Below are 16,627 nucleotides of genomic sequence, written 5' to 3' on the forward strand. Positions count from 1 at the left end.
CCGCGGCATGCGTATAGCCAACCGGGCACCGTCTCCACCCTTTCCCTGAAGCGCTACGGCTGCAGCCTCCAAGGCCCTTGTTTGTTGTGGGGCTCTTTCTTGAGTATTTGAGACAAGTATAGCACAAATCCCTATTAATTTTGTCGGGTAACTAGACTAAACAGTCGCGTTTTCTCCTGCAGGGTCGCAAAGCCTGGTCATGCGGCAGGGATTTGATCGCCGCCATGCGCTCCAAACACCCGGTCCTTGAGACGGGTCAATTGATCGCGCACCCGAGCAGCCTGCTCAAACTCCAGGTTGCGGGCGTGTTCCAGCATGAGCTTTTCCAGCCGCTTGATTTCGCGGGCAATGTCCTTTTCGGACATCTCCTCCAATTCGGCCTGCCGCGCCGCATCTTCGCGGAGTCGCTGGGCTTCCTGGCCTGCCTTCTCGCTATAAACGCCGTCAATCAGGTCTCGCACCTGCTTGACGATGCTGCGCGGCGTAATACCCCGGGCCTCGTTGTATGCGATCTGTTTGGCGCGGCGGCGTTCCGTTTCGCTGATCGCCTTGCGCATTGAGTCGGTGATCCGGTCGGCATACAGAATGGCCTTGCCGTGCAGGTTGCGCGCCGCCCGGCCGATGGTCTGGATCAGGCTGCGTTCGGCGCGCAGAAAACCCTCCTTATCGGCATCCAGGATGGCCACCAGGGAGACCTCAGGAATGTCCAGCCCCTCACGCAGCAGGTTGATCCCCACCAGGACATCGAAGGCTCCCAGGCGCAGGTCGCGAATGATTTCCACGCGTTCCACGGTGTCGATATCGGAGTGCAGATAGCGCACCTTGACCCCGTTGTCGCTCAGGTAATCGGTCAGTTGCTCCGCCATGCGCTTCGTCAGCGTCGTAATGAGTACGCGTTGATTCTTTTGCGTGCAAATGCGTATTTCTTGCAGCACGTCATCCACCTGATGGGTAGCGGGACGCACCTCCACCTCCGGGTCCACCAAGCCGGTGGGCCGTACCACCTGGTCCACCACCTGGCCCGAGTGCTCCTTCTCATAATCAGCCGGAGTGGCCGAAACAAACACCACCTGCCGCATGCGCTGCTCGAATTCCTCGAACTTGAGCGGCCGGTTGTCCAATGCCGACGGCAGGCGAAAGCCGTACTCGACCAGCGTGGTCTTACGCGCGCGGTCGCCGTTGTACATGGCGTTGAGTTGCCCGATCATCTGGTGGCTCTCATCCAGGAACATCAGCGCATCGGGCGGGAGGTAGTCGGTCAGCGTGCTCGGCGGCTCGCCAGGCGCAGAACCCGACAGGTGGCGCGTGTAGTTCTCGATGCCCTTGCAGTGCCCCACTTCGCTGAGCATTTCCAGGTCGAAGCGCGTGCGCTGCTCCAGCCGTTGCGCCTCCACCAACTTGCCCTCGGCCATGAAGAACTTGAGCCGCTCGTCCAGTTCCTGCTTGATGGTCTCCACGGCTGCCAGCACCTTGTCGCGCGGCGTCACGTAATGGCTGCTGGGGTACACCGTGAAGCGCGGGATTTTTTGCTGGATACGCCCCGTGAGCGGGTCGAACAGCTGCAGGCTTTCCACCTCGTCGTCGAACAGTTCGATGCGCACCGCCAGCTCGGAATGCTCGGCAGGGAACACATCGATGGTGTCGCCACGCACGCGGAACTTGCCCCGGCTGAAGTCCTGCTCGTTGCGCTGGTACTGCATGCGGATCAGCTGCGCGATCGCGTCACGCTGGCTCAGCTGGTCACCCACGCGCAGCGTCATGATCATGCGGTGGTAGCTCTCGGGCTCGCCAATGCCATAGATGGCCGACACCGTGGCCACGATGACCACATCGCGCCGCTCCAGCAAGCTTTTGGTGCACGACAGGCGCATCTGCTCGATGTGCTCGTTGATGGCGCTGTCCTTCTCGATGAACAAGTCGCGCTGAGGCACATAGGCCTCGGGCTGGTAGTAGTCGTAGTAGCTCACGAAGTACTCCACGGCGTTCTTGGGGAAGAACTCGCGGAACTCGCTGTACAGCTGTGCGGCCAGCGTCTTGTTGGGCGCGAAGATGATGGCCGGCCGTCCCAGGCGGGCAATCACGTTCGCCATGGTGAAGGTCTTGCCCGAGCCCGTCACGCCCAGCAGGGTCTGGAACACCTCGCCGTCCTGCACGCCCTCCACCAGCTTGGCGATCGCCTCAGGCTGATCACCGGCGGGCGGGTATGGCTGGTACAACGAAAAGGGCGAACCCGGAAACTGGACGAACTGCCCGTCCGCCGCGCCAGCGGCCGGCTCAGAGGTGACTTCATGCATGGCGGAGGTAAACGGCGCGCGGGGGCGGCCGTTAAAATCAAGAGTGGACCGAAAGCCTACCGTAGGTGAGGTCCCGTCGTCAGATTTCCATCCCCTCAAGGACTTTTCATGTCTCTGTTCACCGCCGTCGAAATGGCTCCCCGCGACCCGATCCTGGGTCTCAACGAACAATACGCCGCCGACCCCAATCCAGCCAAGGTCAACCTGGGCGTGGGCGTGTACTTCGACGACAACGGCAAGCTGCCCCTGCTGCAGTGCGTGCAGGCGGCCGAAAAGGCCATGATGGACAAGCCCGCTGCGCGCGGCTACCTGCCCATCGACGGCATCGCCGCCTATGACAACGCGGTCAAGGCCCTGGTGTTCGGCGCGGAGTCCGACGTCGTTAAGGCCGGCCGCGTGGCCACGGTGCAGGCCATTGGCGGCACGGGCGGCCTGAAGATCGGCGCAGACTTCCTCAAGAAGATCAGCCCGAACGCGAAGGTGCTGATCTCCGACCCGAGCTGGGAAAACCACCGCGCCATCTTCACCAATGCCGGCTTCGAGGTGGGCAGCTACCGCTACTACGACGCCGCCAACCGCAAGGTGGACTTCGACGGCATGCTGGCCGACCTGAACGCCGCCGCGCCCGGCACCATCGTGGTGCTGCATGCCTGCTGCCACAACCCCACGGGCTACGACATCACCGCCGCGCAGTGGGAGCAGGTGATCGCCGCCGTGAAGGCCAAGGGCCTGGTGGCCTTCCTCGACATGGCCTACCAGGGCTTCGGCTATGGTATTGCCGAGGACGGCGCCGTGATCGGCAAGTTCGTCGCGGCCGGCCTGAACATCTTCGTGTCCACCTCGTTCTCCAAGAGCTTCAGCCTGTACGGCGAGCGCGTGGGCGCGCTGTCCGTGGTGGCCAACGACAAGGACGAGGCCGCGCGCGTGCTCTCGCAGCTCAAGATCGTGATCCGCACCAACTACAGCAACCCGCCCACGCACGGCGGCGCCGTGGTGGCCGCGGTGCTGAACAACCCCGAGCTGCGTGCCCTGTGGGAAAAGGAGCTGGGCGAGATGCGCGTGCGCATCAAGGAAATGCGCCAGAAGCTGGTGGACGGCCTGAAGGCCGCCGGTGTGAAGCAGGACATGGGCTTCATCACCACGCAGATCGGCATGTTCAGCTACTCCGGCCTGTCCAAAGACCAGATGGTGCGCCTGCGCAATGAGTTCGGCGTGTACGGCACCGACACCGGCCGCATGTGCGTGGCCGCGCTCAACAGCAAGAACATCGACTACGTCTGCCAGGCCATCGCCAAGGTGATCTGAGCCGCAGCGACGCCCCAAAAAAGCAACCGCCTTCGGGCGGTTTTTTCATGTGTTTTCGGGCTCTAACACCCATCCAGCAAGCGCTAGCAGCTATCAATTTAGATAGCTCAGCCCCAAAGCATGGAGCGCATGGAGATCGAGGCCGACTGAAAACCCGTGTTGAAAAAGCGCGGCATCTCCGTGGGCAGCGCGGCGCCTGCGGCATACAGCAGTGGCAGGTAATGCTCATGCGTGGGATGCGCCAGCGGCGCCATCGGGCCCCACTGCTGGAAGGCCACCAGCGCGTCGAGGCGGCCCGCCTTCACCAGTTCCTGCACCTTGGCGTCGAATTCGTTCGCCCACTCGTAGGCTGCATTGATACCTGTGCCGCGCCGCGCGGCGCGCAGGTTGTGCACCACGTTGCCACTGCCCACGATGAGCACTCCACGCTCGCGCAACGCACGCAGCTGTTGGCCCAGCGCGTAATGCTCGGCCGCCGGGCGCGCGTAGTCCATGCTGAGCTGCAGCACCGGAATGTCCGCCGCCGGGAACATGGGCTTGAGCACCGACCACGTGCCGTGGTCCAGGCCCCACGCCCCCGCGTCCACCTCCAGGGCGCGCGCCGTCGCGGGTGAGCGCAGCTCCTGCGCCAGGCTGCGCGCCACCTGCGGTGCGCCCGGCGCCGGGTACTGCTGCTCGAACAGGTCGCGCGGGAAACCGCCGAAGTCGTGGATGGTGCGGGGTGCGGCCATGCCCGTCAGCTGCCAGCCGCCGCGCGTGAGCCAATGGGCCGACACGCACAGGATGAGCTGCGGCCGCTGCCCGCGCGCCAGCAGTTCCGCCCCCATGTCCTGCCAGGTGCGGCGCCAGGCGTTGTCTTCGATGGCGTTCATGGGGCTGCCATGACCCACGAACAGCACCGGCATGCGCGGCGAGGGGCGCAGCGCCTCCAGCAACGGGGCGGCTTCGGACAGGGGGCTCATGAAGACTCCGGGAAGGGTGGCGAGGCCCGCCAGCGCGGCCATGGTGCGGCGGCGCTGCGGCAAGAGGAAGGCGTGAGAGGGCACGATATGATTTTCTGCCGGACAGCCGGGATCGGAGCGCGCACGGGCGCCGAAGTTCCAGCCGCGGCCCTCCGTTCACCGCCTCCGCTTTCCGCCCATGCCTCTCGCGCTCGATCCCCCTGCCCCGCTGGCATGCCGCCGGCTCAGTGCCCGCGCATGTCCTGGACCACAGGCCACCCCCCTGCCCCCTGATGGCCAGCCCATGGCCACACTTCCGCCGTCCAGTGCGGAGGATGTTTGAACATGCGCACACACGGCATCGTCCGGCAATGGAATGCGGACAAAGGCTTCGGCTTCATCCAGGGCGCTGCCAGCACCCAGGTGTTCTTTCATGTACGGGACTTCCGGGGCACGGCGCCGCCCGCCCACGGGATGCCGGTGGAGTATGAAGAGATCCACGTGGGCGGCAAGGGACCACGCGCGATGGATGTGCGTCCACGCAGCCAACCGAGCGGCTCCCCTTCCGCCCACCGGTCTCCGGCCCGCGCAGCATCCGCCCCGCCATCCACGCGACCCACCGCGCGCCCCACGCCTGCCACCGCCAGGCACACGCGCCCGCGCTCCGCGCCGCAGGCACCCGCAGGCGCGGGCATCGCCCTGGCGCTGATGCTGCTCTGGCTGGGCCTGTGGGGCTGGGGCGCCTGGGTGCAGCGGTTCCCGCTGTGGTGGCTGGGCGCGACGGCGGCCCTGAACCTGCTGACCTTCTTCACCTACGCGCTGGACAAGAGCGCCGCCCAACGTGGCACGTGGCGCACCCGGGAGAGCCACCTGCACCTGCTCGCCCTGCTGGGCGGCTGGCCTGCCGCATGGTGGGCCCAGCAGTGGCTGCGCCATAAATCGCGCAAACAGGACTTCCGCACGGTGTATTGGGGCACTGTGGCGTTGAACTGCACCGCACTGGCGGTGTGGACGCTGCGGCCGCAGACGCTTCGCGAAGTGCTTTCTTTTTTATAGCTGCTAGCGCTTTCCAGCATTGCGGCGGGGCCGGTTTTTATCGGGATCTGCGGCATGCCTTGCGGCCACGTCCGACAGCGCGGCCTTCCATCGCCCGACAGCCAGGCGATGCTGCTGCGCCTCCAATGGGTCCAGTTTTTTGCCGCATTGGAGAACGACGCCATGAAGCCTTTCGCCCTCGACCCGAGCATGACCACGGCGACCGGGACTTTCTACCCCACGGGCCATGTGTTCGCGCTGTTTGCGAACGAGGAGGCGGCGCGCTCCGCAGGCCAGGCGCTGCAGGCCCAGGGTCGCGATGACGTGGCGCACGCCACGCCGCCGATGATCCTGGAACATGTGGTGCGCACGCTGGGCAATGCCGATGCACCTCTGCCCTCGGTCGGTGCGGAGGGCGTGATCGTGCGCCGCATCGCGCAACTAGCCAGCGACGGCGCCCACGGCCTGTTGCTGCGTGCCGCGGATTCCGACGCTCCGGAGACGCTGCGCGACCTGCTGCAGCCGCTGGGCCCGCTGGCGGCGTTCTACTACCGCCGCCTGATCATTGAGGAACTGGTGCCCGCCCCCGCCGGTCCCGCGCGCTGACGGCCGGGTGCCGCCCCGTCAGCGCCGCCGGCCCGTACCCTTGCCCGACGCCGGGGTGCCGGCCCCGCCCTGCCGGCGCCCCGCGGCGCCCGCAGCGTTGCCGCCGGCATTGCCACGGCTGCCTGTGCGGGCACCGGTGCCCGCACGCGGCGGCAGGCCGGTGTTCTGCGTGAGCATGCGGCCCGGCTGCGGCGCACTGCTACGAAAACGTACGTCGCCCTGCGGCTCCTCCAGCTCCTGCGGGCGGCGGCGCAGCGCCACGGCCTTGCCGTCCTTGTTGATGGTGTAGCCCACGCCCGCCCCGCCACCCTTGGGCCCGGTGCTGTTCTTCTTGCGGGCGCTCTGGTAGCTGCCGTCAACCAGCGGCTGGAAGGTGGGGATCAGGTGGTGCTTGCCGTTACCGATCAGGTCGGCCCTGCCCATGCTTTTCAGCGCCTCGCGCAGCAGCGGCCAGTTGTTGGGGTCGTGGTAGCGCAGGAAGGCCTTGTGCAGGCGGCGGCGCTTTTCGCCACGCACCACGTCCACCTGCTCCTCGGCCACGTCGCGCATCTGCCGTCGCACGCGCGTGAGCGGGTTGCGGCCCGAGTGGTACATGGCCGTGGCGCTGGCCATGGGGCTGGGGTAGAAGGCCTGCACCTGGTCGGCGCGAAAGCCGTTCTTCTTGAGCCAGATGGCCAGGTTCAGCATGTCCTCGTCGGTGGTGCCGGGGTGGGCGGCGATGAAGTACGGGATCAGGAACTGTTTCTTGCCCGCCTCTTCGGTGTACTGCTCGAACATCTGCTTGAAGCGGTCATAGTTGCCGATGCCTGGCTTCATCATCTTGGACAGCGGCCCCGCCTCGGTGTGCTCGGGCGCGATCTTGAGGTACCCGCCCACGTGGTGCTGCACCAGCTCCTTCACGTATTCGGGGGACTTCACGGCCAGGTCGTAGCGCAGGCCGGAGCCGATGAGGATCTTCTTGATGCCCGGCAGCTTGCGCGCACGGCGGTAGATGTTGACTAGCGGCGCATGGTCCGTGTGCAGGTTCTGGCAGATGCCGGGAAACACGCAGCTGGGCTTGCGGCAGGCGGCCTCGATCTCTGGGCTCTTGCAGCCCAGGCGGTACATGTTGGCCGTGGGGCCGCCCAGGTCGGAGATGGTGCCGGTGAAGCCCTTGACCTTGTCCCGGATGTCCTCCACCTCGGCAATGATGGAATCTTCCGAGCGGCTCTGAATGATGCGTCCCTCGTGCTCGGTGATGGAGCAGAAGGTGCAGCCGCCAAAGCAGCCGCGCATGATGTTGATCGACGCGCGGATCATCTCCCACGCCGGGATCTTGGTCGGCCCCTCGTAGCTGCCCTGCGCGTCCAGGTACTGCGGGTGCGGGTTGCGCGCATACGGCAGGCCGAACACCCAGTCCATCTCGGCCGTGGTGAGCGGGACGGGCGGCGGGTTCAGCCACACGTCGCGCGCCGTCGCGCCCTCGCCATGCGCCTGCACCAGCGCGCGGGCGTTGCCCGGGTTGGTCTCCAGGTGCAGCACGCGGTTGGCGTGGGCGTAGAGCACCGGGTCGGCCTTCACCTGCTCATAGCTGGGCAGGCGGATCACGGTGCGCTCGCGCGGCGGCAGCGCCCGACCGCTGCGCCCCTTGGAGGGCAGCGCCGGGTTGGGCACGATCTGCACGGTCTGCAAGGGTTTTTGGCCTGCAGCGCTTTGTGGGTCAGCGCTGGCAGCTATTGAATTTGCAGCATCTTCCTGCGAACACGTCTGGCCCTGGGCCGCAGCCTGCTCGCTGGTGGTCATGTAGGGATTGATCAGCTCATCCACGCGGCCGGGCTCGTCCACCTCGGTGGAGTCGATCTCGAACCATCCGGGCTCGGACGCGCGCTGCACGAAGGCCGTGCCGCGCACGTCGGTGATGGTCTCCACCGGGTCGCGTCGCGCAATGCGGTGGGACACCTCGACCAGGGCACGCTCGGCGTTGCCGAACAGCAGGATGTCGCACTTGCTGTCCACCACGATGGAGCGGCGCACCTTGTCGCTCCAGTAGTCATAGTGGGCAATGCGGCGCAGGCTGCCTTCGATGCCGCCCAGCACGATGGGCACGTCCTTGTACGCCTCGCGGCAGCGCTGGCTGTAGACCACTGCGGCGCGGTCGGGCCGCTTGCCGCCCACGTCGCCCGGCGTGTAGGCGTCGTCGCTGCGGATCTTGCGGTCCGCCGTGTAGCGGTTGATCATCGAATCCATGTTGCCCGCGGTCACGCCCCAGAACAGGTTGGGCTTGCCCAGCACCTTGAACGCGTCGGCGCTCTGCCAGTCCGGCTGCGCGATGATCCCCACGCGAAAGCCCTGCGCCTCCAGCACCCGCCCGATCACCGCCATGCCGAAGCTCGGGTGGTCCACATAGGCATCGCCCGTCACCAGCACCACGTCGCAGCTGTCCCAGCCCAACTGCTCCATCTCTGCACGGCTCATGGGCAGGTACGGCGCCACGCCAAAGCGCTTGGCCCAATACGGGCGGTAGCTGGTCAACGGCTTGGCGTTGCGCGGGAAGAAGGAGACATCGATCGGGGCGTTCATGGGCGGGCCTGCAGGTGGGGGCCGGGCATTTTAGAAGCCATGCCCCCTTTGCGCCTAACCGCCCCCGCATGGCCCTTGTCGCCGTCGGCCCATGGGGTAAGCTCGGCCGCCCCCATGCCCTACACCCTCAGCGCCCCCGTTCACAGCGAACTCATCATCAAGAAAAGCCGCTTCATCGGCTGCGTGCAGCCCATGGCCGACCGCGCGAGCGCGCAGGCCGTGGTGGATGCGCTGTGGCGCGAACACCCGGGCGCGGCCCATGTGTGCTGGGCGCTGCTGGCGGGCGGCCAGTCCGCCGCGGTGGACGACGGCGAGCCCAGCGGCACCGCCGGGCGGCCCATGCTGGATGTGCTGCGCCACCAGGACCTGGAGGGCGTGCTGGCCACCGTGGTGCGCTATTTCGGCGGGGTGAAACTGGGCGCGGGTGGCCTGGTGCGCGCCTATACCGATACCGTGGCCCAGGCGCTGCTGCAGGCCGACAAGGTGCCGCTGCAGCGCATGCGCACCCTCGAATGCAGCGTGCCCTACGCCCTGGAAGGACTGCTGCGCCGCATGATCGACGGTGCTGGCGCGCAGTTGCTGCAGGTGCAGCATGCCACGCTGGTCACGCTGCACCTGCGCCTGCCCGAGGCCGAGGCCGAGGCCTTCGTCCACCAGGTGAACGAAGCAGGCCAGGGCCGCGTGGCCTGGGGCGAATCCACGGATTGAAGGCCGGGACCGGGGCCGCGCCCGCGCAAGCCCAACAATGCCTGCGCGCCTACATGCCGCGCTGGCGCACGCGGCGACACTGGCGGCCCGCATTCACAAGGAGCCCCCTCCATGAGCCAGCCGCTGGACGTGATCATCCTGGGCGCAGGGTCCGCCGGACTGGCGGCGCTGCGCGAGGTGCGCAAGCGCACCGACCACTGGCGCATCGTGAACGACGGCCCCTGGGGCACCACCTGCGCGCGCGTGGGCTGCATGCCGTCCAAGATGCTCATCGAGGCCGCCAACGCCTACCATGCGCGGCGCGCACTGCACACCTTCGGCATCGAGGGCGCGGATGCGCTGCGGGTGGACCTGCCCGCCGTGCTGCGCCGCGTGCGCGCGCTGCGCGATGACTTCGTGGCCGGCACGCTGGCCGCCACCGACGCGGGCGAGCGCGCCATCAGCGGCCACGCCCGGCTGCTGGACGCGCAACGTGTGGAAGTGAACGGCCAGGTGCACACCGCGCGGCGCATCATCATCGCCACGGGCTCGCGCCCCATCGTGCCGGAGGACTGGCTGGCTTTTGGCGACCGCATCCTGACCACCGACACGCTGTTCGAGCAGCCCACGCTCGGCCCGCGCGTGGCCGTCATCGGGCTGGGGCCGCTGGGGGTGGAAATCGCGCAGGCGCTCGCGCGGCTGGGGGTGGAGGTGATGGCCTTCGCGACGGGCAAGAGCGTGGCCGGCCTGAGCGACCCCGCCATCAACGACGCGCTGCTGGCGCGGCTGAAGGACGAATTCATCGTCAACGTGGGCGACAAGGCCGAGCTGCGCGAGGTGGCCGGCGGCATACAGGTCACCAACGGCAGCGCGACCGTGGTGGTGGACCAGGTGGTGGCCGCCATGGGCCGGCGCCCCAACCTGGAACACCTGGGGCTGGACACGCTGGGCGTGGCGCTGGACGACAAGGGCCACCCGCCCATCGATCCGTGCACCCTGCAGGTGGGCAATCTGCCCGTCTTCATCGCGGGCGATGCCGATGGCGACCGCCCCCTGCTGCATGAGGCCGCGGACGAGGGCCACATTGCGGGGTTGAACGCCCTGGCGCCCTCGCCGCGCGGCTTCGCCCGGCGCACGCCGCTGGCCATCACCTTCAGCCAGCCCCATGCCGCCGTGGTGGGGCAGCGCCATGCCGATCTGCCCGAGGGGCAATGGGTGGGGGGCACGGTGGACTTTGCACGCCAGGGCCGCGCGCGCGTGGCGCAGTGCAACCACGGGCGCCTGAACGTGTACGCCGAGCACGGCAGCGGCCGCCTGCTGGGCGCCGAGCTGTGCGCGCCTGCGGGCGAACACATGGCCCACCTGCTGGCACTGGCCGTCGAGCAGCGGCTGACGGTGCACGACCTGCTGCGCATGCCCTTCTACCATCCGGTGCTGGAGGAAGGCCTGCGCACGGCACTGCGCGACGCGGCCTCGCGCCTGCCCAAGGCCAGCGATTCCGACCTCGCCGCCTGCGAGGCCTACGGCGCGAGCGCGCTGGACTGATACAAAAACAATAGCTGGCCGCGCTTGCCAGGATGGATTTTCAGCACCAAAACAGCTTGAAATCCTTACGTATCAATCGCCAACAGCTATGTTTATAGAAGCACCCTTGAGTCCGCGGTGAACTGGCCGATAACAAGAGGTACACCGGAGATCACCATGGACGTCGCCCTCACCCAATCCATCGTCAGCACCGCCAGCGCCCTCGCCAGCCGCGAGACGGCCGATGCCGTCCAGGTCACCGTGCTGAAGAAGGCCCTGGACACGCAGAAAACGGCCGCCGCCACCCTGCTCGCCGCCCTGCCCCAGCCACCGCTGGCGACCGAGGGCCCGCTGGGCACGCAGCTCAACACCTACGCCTGACGCGCACGGCGCGCTGGCTTTTTTTCGCCGGCTCAGGCCGGCTTCAGCTCCGGCCTTGCTCAGCGCAGCCGCGCAGGCGACAGGCCCGCCACGTCCACACCCTCGCGCGCCAACTCGGGGGCCAGCGGCTCGCCCAGTGCCAACTGCCGCGTCAGCAGCGCCGCGCCCGCCGCGCTCTGGATGCCATAGCCGCCTTGCGCGGCCAGCCAGAAGAAGCCGGGCACATGGTTGTCCCAGCCAATGACCAGGTCGCCATCGGTCACGAACGAGCGCAGCCCCGCCCAGGTGTGCGAGGGGCGGCGGATCTGAAAGCACGTCACCTGCTCGATGCGGTGGATGCCCAGGGCCACGTCCAGTTCCTCAGGCACCACGTCGTGCGGCGCCACGGCATCGGCATTGGCGGGGGAGCCCAGCATCTGCCCCGCGTCAGGCTTGAAGTAATAGTCCTCGGCAATGCCGATGACGGCTGGCCAGTGGGCCGCTTGCATGCCGGCCGGCACGGGAAAGGTGAAGGCCGTGCGCCGGCGCGGCTCCAGCCCGATGGGCGGCACGCCCGCCTGGGCTGCCACCACGTCGGCCCAGGCGCCTGCGGCATTGACCACGGCGCGCGCGTGCAGCACCTCGCCATCGCCCAGGGTGATGTGCCAGCCCTCCTCGCCCCGTTGCAGGGCCGTCACCTCGGCATGGGTGCGGATCTCGCCACCACGCTGGCGCAAGCCGCGCAGGTAGCCCTGGTGCAGCGCATGCACGTCGATGTCGGCGGCGCCGGGCTCGCTCATGCCCGCGGCCACGGCCTCGGGGCGCAGGCACGGGGCCTGCTCCAGCAGCTCCTCGCGCGTCAGGCGGCGCACCTGCGGGTTGCGCGGCAGCGCCTCGGCGTACGCGGCTTCCAGCAGGTCGAGCTGGTCGGCCCCCGCCAGGTACACCACGCCGCGCGGCGTGAGGATGGGGGTGCTGCCGAACTCAGGCGGTGGTGCGTCGTAGAACGCGCGGCTGGCCCGTGTGAGTGCGCAGATGTTGGGCGTGCCGTAGGTGGCCGAGTACAGCGCAGCCGACCGGCCGGTGGTGTGGTAGCCGGGCTGGGCCTCGCGCTCCAACAGCAGCACGCGGCAGTGCGCGGCCAGTTCCCAACCGGCGGAGGCGCCGGCAATGCCCGCGCCGATGATCACGAAGTCATAGGGTTGCATGGGTTCCCTCGCCAATCACTGTCAGACCGCCGATGCCTGCTCCGCGGCACCGCGTGCGCCCAGCCGCGGCACGCCGCGCGCGTCATCGGGGTCCGGCGCGTGGGTGACGATGGAGGTGAGCGCGGGTTGCACCGGCCCCAGCCGGGCCAGGTCGGGCCGCGGGCGCTGCAGGCCATCGATGCGGGCGAAGGCCTGCTCCAGCCCCAGGCCGATGGAGAGCAGGCGATGGTCGTCGCGAAAGTGCCCCACCACCTGCAGGCCGAACGGCATGCCGGCCGTGTCGCGCCCGCAGGGCACGCTGAGCGCGGGGTGCGTGGTCAGCGTGGTCACATAGGTCAGTGCCAGCCAGCGGTAGTAGTTGGCCTGGGGTTCACCGTTGATGTCACTCGCGTACAGCGCGGTCCACGGGAAGGGCGAGACCGGCGTGGTGGGTGCCAGGATCACGTCGAAGTTGGCAAACGCCTCCTGGAAGCGCGCCAGGATGCGCGTCTGCTCGGCCTGTGCCCAGGCGCTGTCCAGCAGCGACATGGCCGCGCCCATCTCATAGTTGGCGCGCGTGTTGGGCCCCAGGCTGGCGGGGTCGCGCTCGTAGGCCTCGCGCATGCCGGCCACGAAGCTCTCGGCCCGCAGCACGTCGAAGCAGCGGTGCACGTCGCCCAGTTCCAGCCGGACTTCCTCGCAGGAGCGGAACAGGTGGCGCATGGCGCCGATCTTGGCGCGGAACACCGCGCGGATGCCGTCGTCCACCGCGCAGGCGCCGAAGTCTTCGGTGTAGCCCACGCGCAGGCCGCCCAGGTCGGCCGGCTCCAGGTGCAGGAAGCTGTGGGGGTCCAGCGGGTAGGTGAGCGGGTCGCCCGCCGACAGGCCGGCCGATGCGGCCAGCTGCAGGCAGGCCTCGGCCATCGTGCGGCCCATGGGACCGACCACGGAGATCGGCGTCCAGCCCAGCAGCTTGCGCGAGCTGGGCACCACGCCGGGCGACGGCCGAAAGCCCACCACGCCGCACTTGGCCGCGGGGATGCGCAGCGAGCCACCCGTGTCCGAGCCCGTGCACACCGGCAACATGTCGCAGGCCAGCGCCGCGGCCGACCCGCCGGACGAGCCGCCCGCGTTCAGGCGCGGATCGAACGGGTTGCCCGTAGCGCCCCAGACCACGTTGCGCGAATTGGCGCCCGCGCCCATCTCGGGAATATTGGTCTTGCCCGTGACGATGGCGCCGGCCGCGCGCAGGCGCGCCACCAGCACGTTGTCCTGCGCAGGGATGTTCTCGCGGTAGATGGGCGAGCCGTAGGTAGTCAGCAGGCCGGCGGTGGCCTCCAGATCCTTCACGCCCATGGGCAGCCCGTGCAGCAGGCCGAGGGGCTCGCCAGTGCGCACGGCCCGCTCGGCGGCCTGCGCCTCGGCGCGCGCGCGGTCGTAGCAGGTCGCCGTGACGGCGTTCACATAGGGGTTCACCGCCTCGATGCGGTCGATGCAGGCCTGCAGCAGCTCGACGGGCGAGATCTCGCCCGTGCCGATGCGGTGGCGCAGTTCATTGGCGGACAGTTCCACCAGCGTGGGATCAGCAGTCATGGTCGTGAAGAAGGTCCAGGGGCCATTGTGGATGAGCCGCGCCTCAGTCGGCGGTGATGCCCGCGCGCTGGGCAATGGCACGCATCAGCGGCAGCTCCCGCTCGATCAGCGCAGCCAGCTCGGCCGACGAGGCGAATGCCGGCTCAAAGCCCAGCGCGAGCAGGCGCTCGCGCGTGTCCGGGTCGGCCACCACCTCGGCCAGCGTCTTCTCCAGCCGCGCCTTCACCGCAGTGGGCAGGCCTGCGGGCGCCACCAGGGCCAGCCAGGTGTCCATGTTCAGGCCGGGGTAACCGCTCTCGGCCAGCGAGGGTACCTGGGGCAGCAGGGTCGAGCGCTTCTCGGTGGTGACGGCAATCGCCTTGACTTTGCCCTCCTTGAGCTGGGGCAGCGCGGCCGACACCGTGTCCACGGTGAACGGAATCTGCCCGCCGATCAGGTCCACCATGGCCGGCGCGCTGCCTTTGTAGGGCACGTGCTGGATCTTGAGGCCCGCGGCATGAAAGAACATCTCGCCCGCGAACTGCGAGGTCGTGCCCGCGCCGAAGGAGCCGTAGGAATACTTGTCGGGCGCGGCCTTCACGGCGCTGACGAATTGCTTCACGTCGTTGACCGGCACGCTCTTGCTGGCCAGCAGGATCAGCCCCGTGCGCCCGGTGATGCCGATGGGATCGAAGCTCTTGACGGGGTCATACGGCAGCCGGGGCCGCACCGCCGGGTTCACCGTGAAGGTGGTGCCTGAGCTCAGCAGCAGCGTGTAGCCGTCCGGCGCGGCCTTGGCCACGTAGCTCGCGCCGATCACCGTGCCCGCGCCAGCGCGGTTGTCGATGACCACGCTCTGCCCCAGCTTGTCGCCCAGCTTCTTGCAGATCAGGCGCCCCAGCACGTCGGTGGCTCCACCCGCGGGAAACGGAATCACCAGCGTGATGGGCCGGGAGGGAAACGCCTCCTGCGCATGCGCGGGGGCGAAAGCGGCGGCGCCCAGTGCGCAGGCCAGCATGGACAACATCGTCTTGCGGTTCATGGCGTTCTCTCCAGTCAAGCCAGTCAAAAAAAAGATCCTTTCGCGGGGCCAGGACTCGGCGAAGGCGCGTCAACCCAGGGCCCGGCCACGTTCCTCGAAGCGCGCGTAGGCCTCGGGCGGCACGTACAGCCCGCCGGTGGTCCACACCAGGTGCGTGGCCTGCGCCAGGTGGGGCCACAGCCCTTGCGCGTGCAGCCAGGTGCGGCCCGTCTCGGTGCCCGTCAGGAAACCGGGGCCGCTCAGGCCCGCCGCTGCGGACGGCTCGATGCGCTCGCCCGTGGCATCCAGCACCTGTACCAATTGGCGAAACAGGGTGTCGTCGCACACGGTGAAGCAGCCCGCCAGCAACGGCTCCATCAGCTCGGCCGCGGGCAGGGACGCGCGTGGCACGGCCAGGCCGTCGGCTTCCGTCCGGTTGGTGAGGCCCCAGTCGTACACCGAGGGGTGTGCGCCCTGTCCGGCCATCATTTGCACCATGAAACACGGCGACTGCACGGGCTCCGCGAAGAAGCAGTGCACATGCGCCCCCAGCACCTGCCGCAGGCCGAAGGTGATGCCCGCCGGCGCCCCCCCCACCCCGCAGGGCAGGTAGACGAACAGGGGGTGCTGCGCGTCCACGGCGATGCCCGCGTCCTGCAACTGCTGGCGCAGGTGAAGCGCCGCGGCGCTGTAACCCAGCAGCAGCGACAGCGAGCGTTCGTCGTCCACGAAATGGCTGAACGGGTCCTGCGCCGCCTGCGCGCGGCCCGCGGCCACGGCGCCCTCGTAGTCACCCGCGTGCTCCACCACCTGCACGCCGCGCTGGCGCAGACGCTGCTTCTTCCATTCCTTGGCATCGGCCGACATGTGCACCACGGCGTGAAAACCCAGCGCCGATGCCGCCACGCCGATGCTCAGGCCCAAGTTGCCCGTGGAGCCCACGGCCACGGTGTAGCGCGCGAACACGGCGCGCGCGGCGGGACTGGCCAGGGCACGGTAGTCGGCAGTGCCGGACTGCGGCGTCAGCAGGCCGTGCTGCAGCGCCAGGCGCTCGGCCAGCTCCAGCACTTCATGGATGCCTCCGCGTGCCTTGATGGACCCGGCCACGGGCAACCGGTGGTCCGCCTTGATCCACAGCGCGCCCTGGCCCGCGACGAGCCCCGCCGCGGCATGCAGGCTGGATGCGGGTAACAGGGGCGACTCGATCACGCCACCCGTCGCCTGCAACTCGGGGAACACGCCCTCTAGCAGCGGCGCAAAGCGCGCGAAGCGTGCCGCTGCCTTCTCCGTATCATCCAGACTAATGTGATCACCGGCCACGGCCTGCCGTGCGGCGGGTATGGGCTGCCTGTGCGGGTTGAGCCATAGGCAGGGCTCGGCGCGGCGCAGCTGTGCGGCCGGAGTGTCGTCCTGCAAGCGGTCCTGTGGGGAAACAACGGAGGGCATGGGCTGCGGTCGGTGGAAGGTGGATATAGACGGCATTCTTGGCACGCCCCGGCACCGATACAACTCATTTATATTGACGAGTGCATTAGT

The 16,627-nt window shown here is 68.3% G+C and carries 13 protein-coding genes; 6 read left to right on the forward strand and 7 right to left on the reverse strand.

Going from position 1 to position 16,627, the window contains the following annotated elements:
* Positions 1-197 precede the first annotated feature (197 nt).
* Positions 198-2,294 (reverse strand): excinuclease ABC subunit UvrB, encoded by a 2,097-nt coding sequence (uvrB, locus tag AC1PPL_RS02030; protein ID WP_479972492.1) that lies wholly within the window; start codon positions 2,292-2,294, stop codon positions 198-200.
* A gap of 108 nt (positions 2,295-2,402) precedes the next feature.
* Between uvrB and AC1PPL_RS02035 the strand changes: the two genes are divergently transcribed.
* On the forward strand, positions 2,403-3,599 hold the full coding sequence (locus tag AC1PPL_RS02035) for an amino acid aminotransferase (RefSeq protein WP_015913188.1): 1,197 nt from the start codon (positions 2,403-2,405) through the stop codon (positions 3,597-3,599).
* A gap of 107 nt (positions 3,600-3,706) precedes the next feature.
* On the opposite strand, the gene ygiD is transcribed toward AC1PPL_RS02035, so the two are convergent.
* Positions 3,707-4,561 carry a 4,5-DOPA-extradiol-dioxygenase gene (gene ygiD, locus AC1PPL_RS02040; RefSeq protein WP_479972595.1) on the reverse strand — a complete coding sequence of 285 codons (855 nt, stop codon included), beginning with the start codon at positions 4,559-4,561 and terminating at the stop codon, positions 3,707-3,709.
* Positions 4,562-4,885: 324 nt separating this feature from the next.
* On the opposite strand from ygiD, the gene AC1PPL_RS02045 reads away from it, so the two are divergent.
* Both AC1PPL_RS02045 and AC1PPL_RS02050 read left to right on the forward strand, forming a co-directional pair.
* Positions 4,886-5,596 (forward strand): DUF1294 domain-containing protein, encoded by a 711-nt coding sequence (locus tag AC1PPL_RS02045; RefSeq protein WP_479972493.1) that lies wholly within the window; start codon positions 4,886-4,888, stop codon positions 5,594-5,596.
* 162 nt (positions 5,597-5,758) lie between these two features.
* A complete protein-coding gene (locus AC1PPL_RS02050; RefSeq protein WP_287804658.1) occupies positions 5,759-6,181 on the forward strand; it encodes a hypothetical protein in 423 nt (140 codons plus the stop codon).
* Positions 6,182-6,199: 18 nt separating this feature from the next.
* Here AC1PPL_RS02050 and AC1PPL_RS02055 read toward each other — a convergent pair whose 3' ends face one another.
* Positions 6,200-8,740 (reverse strand): YgiQ family radical SAM protein, encoded by a 2,541-nt coding sequence (locus AC1PPL_RS02055; protein ID WP_479972494.1) that lies wholly within the window; start codon positions 8,738-8,740, stop codon positions 6,200-6,202.
* A 114-nt stretch (positions 8,741-8,854) separates the two neighbouring features.
* On the opposite strand from AC1PPL_RS02055, the gene AC1PPL_RS02060 reads away from it, so the two are divergent.
* From AC1PPL_RS02060 to AC1PPL_RS02070, 3 genes are all read left to right on the forward strand, one after another.
* On the forward strand, positions 8,855-9,448 hold the full coding sequence (locus AC1PPL_RS02060; protein ID WP_479972495.1) for an IMPACT family protein: 594 nt from the start codon (positions 8,855-8,857) through the stop codon (positions 9,446-9,448).
* Between the two features lie 111 nt (positions 9,449-9,559).
* Complete coding sequence (locus AC1PPL_RS02065) at positions 9,560-10,972, forward strand: dihydrolipoyl dehydrogenase (protein WP_479972496.1); 1,413 nt, start codon at positions 9,560-9,562, stop codon at positions 10,970-10,972.
* A gap of 156 nt (positions 10,973-11,128) precedes the next feature.
* On the forward strand, positions 11,129-11,332 hold the full coding sequence (locus tag AC1PPL_RS02070) for a YjfB family protein (protein WP_123676330.1): 204 nt from the start codon (positions 11,129-11,131) through the stop codon (positions 11,330-11,332).
* Positions 11,333-11,391: 59 nt separating this feature from the next.
* Here the strand turns inward: AC1PPL_RS02070 and AC1PPL_RS02075 are convergent, their stop codons facing one another.
* From AC1PPL_RS02075 to AC1PPL_RS02090, 4 genes are all read right to left on the reverse strand, one after another.
* Positions 11,392-12,519: an NAD(P)/FAD-dependent oxidoreductase gene (locus tag AC1PPL_RS02075; protein WP_479972497.1), complete on the reverse strand. Its 1,128-nt coding sequence runs from the start codon at positions 12,517-12,519 to the stop codon at positions 11,392-11,394.
* Positions 12,520-12,540: 21 nt separating this feature from the next.
* Positions 12,541-14,091 carry an amidase gene (locus AC1PPL_RS02080; protein ID WP_479972498.1) on the reverse strand — a complete coding sequence of 517 codons (1,551 nt, stop codon included), beginning with the start codon at positions 14,089-14,091 and terminating at the stop codon, positions 12,541-12,543.
* 43 nt (positions 14,092-14,134) lie between these two features.
* Positions 14,135-15,112 (reverse strand): Bug family tripartite tricarboxylate transporter substrate binding protein, encoded by a 978-nt coding sequence (locus AC1PPL_RS02085; protein WP_479972499.1) that lies wholly within the window; start codon positions 15,110-15,112, stop codon positions 14,135-14,137.
* Between the two features lie 69 nt (positions 15,113-15,181).
* Positions 15,182-16,537 (reverse strand): D-serine ammonia-lyase, encoded by a 1,356-nt coding sequence (locus tag AC1PPL_RS02090; RefSeq protein ID WP_479972500.1) that lies wholly within the window; start codon positions 16,535-16,537, stop codon positions 15,182-15,184.
* Positions 16,538-16,627 lie beyond the last annotated feature (90 nt).

This window comes from Diaphorobacter sp. B2A2W2 (genome assembly GCF_056730635.1).

Bases quoted from the DNA above. Each gene is read 5' to 3' on its own strand.
- uvrB (WP_479972492.1), bottom strand. From the start codon at position 2,294: ATGCATGAAGTCACCTCTGAGCCGGCCGCTGGCGCGGCGGACGGGCAG.
- AC1PPL_RS02035 (WP_015913188.1), top strand. From the start codon at position 2,403: ATGTCTCTGTTCACCGCCGTCGAAATGGCTCCCCGCGACCCGATCCTG.
- ygiD (WP_479972595.1), bottom strand. From the start codon at position 4,561: ATGAGCCCCCTGTCCGAAGCCGCCCCGTTGCTGGAGGCGCTGCGCCCC.
- AC1PPL_RS02045 (WP_479972493.1), top strand. From the start codon at position 4,886: ATGCGCACACACGGCATCGTCCGGCAATGGAATGCGGACAAAGGCTTC.
- AC1PPL_RS02050 (WP_287804658.1), top strand. From the start codon at position 5,759: ATGAAGCCTTTCGCCCTCGACCCGAGCATGACCACGGCGACCGGGACT.
- AC1PPL_RS02055 (WP_479972494.1), bottom strand. From the start codon at position 8,740: ATGAACGCCCCGATCGATGTCTCCTTCTTCCCGCGCAACGCCAAGCCG.
- AC1PPL_RS02060 (WP_479972495.1), top strand. From the start codon at position 8,855: ATGCCCTACACCCTCAGCGCCCCCGTTCACAGCGAACTCATCATCAAG.
- AC1PPL_RS02065 (WP_479972496.1), top strand. From the start codon at position 9,560: ATGAGCCAGCCGCTGGACGTGATCATCCTGGGCGCAGGGTCCGCCGGA.
- AC1PPL_RS02070 (WP_123676330.1), top strand. From the start codon at position 11,129: ATGGACGTCGCCCTCACCCAATCCATCGTCAGCACCGCCAGCGCCCTC.
- AC1PPL_RS02075 (WP_479972497.1), bottom strand. From the start codon at position 12,519: ATGCAACCCTATGACTTCGTGATCATCGGCGCGGGCATTGCCGGCGCC.
- AC1PPL_RS02080 (WP_479972498.1), bottom strand. From the start codon at position 14,091: ATGACTGCTGATCCCACGCTGGTGGAACTGTCCGCCAATGAACTGCGC.
- AC1PPL_RS02085 (WP_479972499.1), bottom strand. From the start codon at position 15,112: ATGAACCGCAAGACGATGTTGTCCATGCTGGCCTGCGCACTGGGCGCC.
- AC1PPL_RS02090 (WP_479972500.1), bottom strand. From the start codon at position 16,537: ATGCCCTCCGTTGTTTCCCCACAGGACCGCTTGCAGGACGACACTCCG.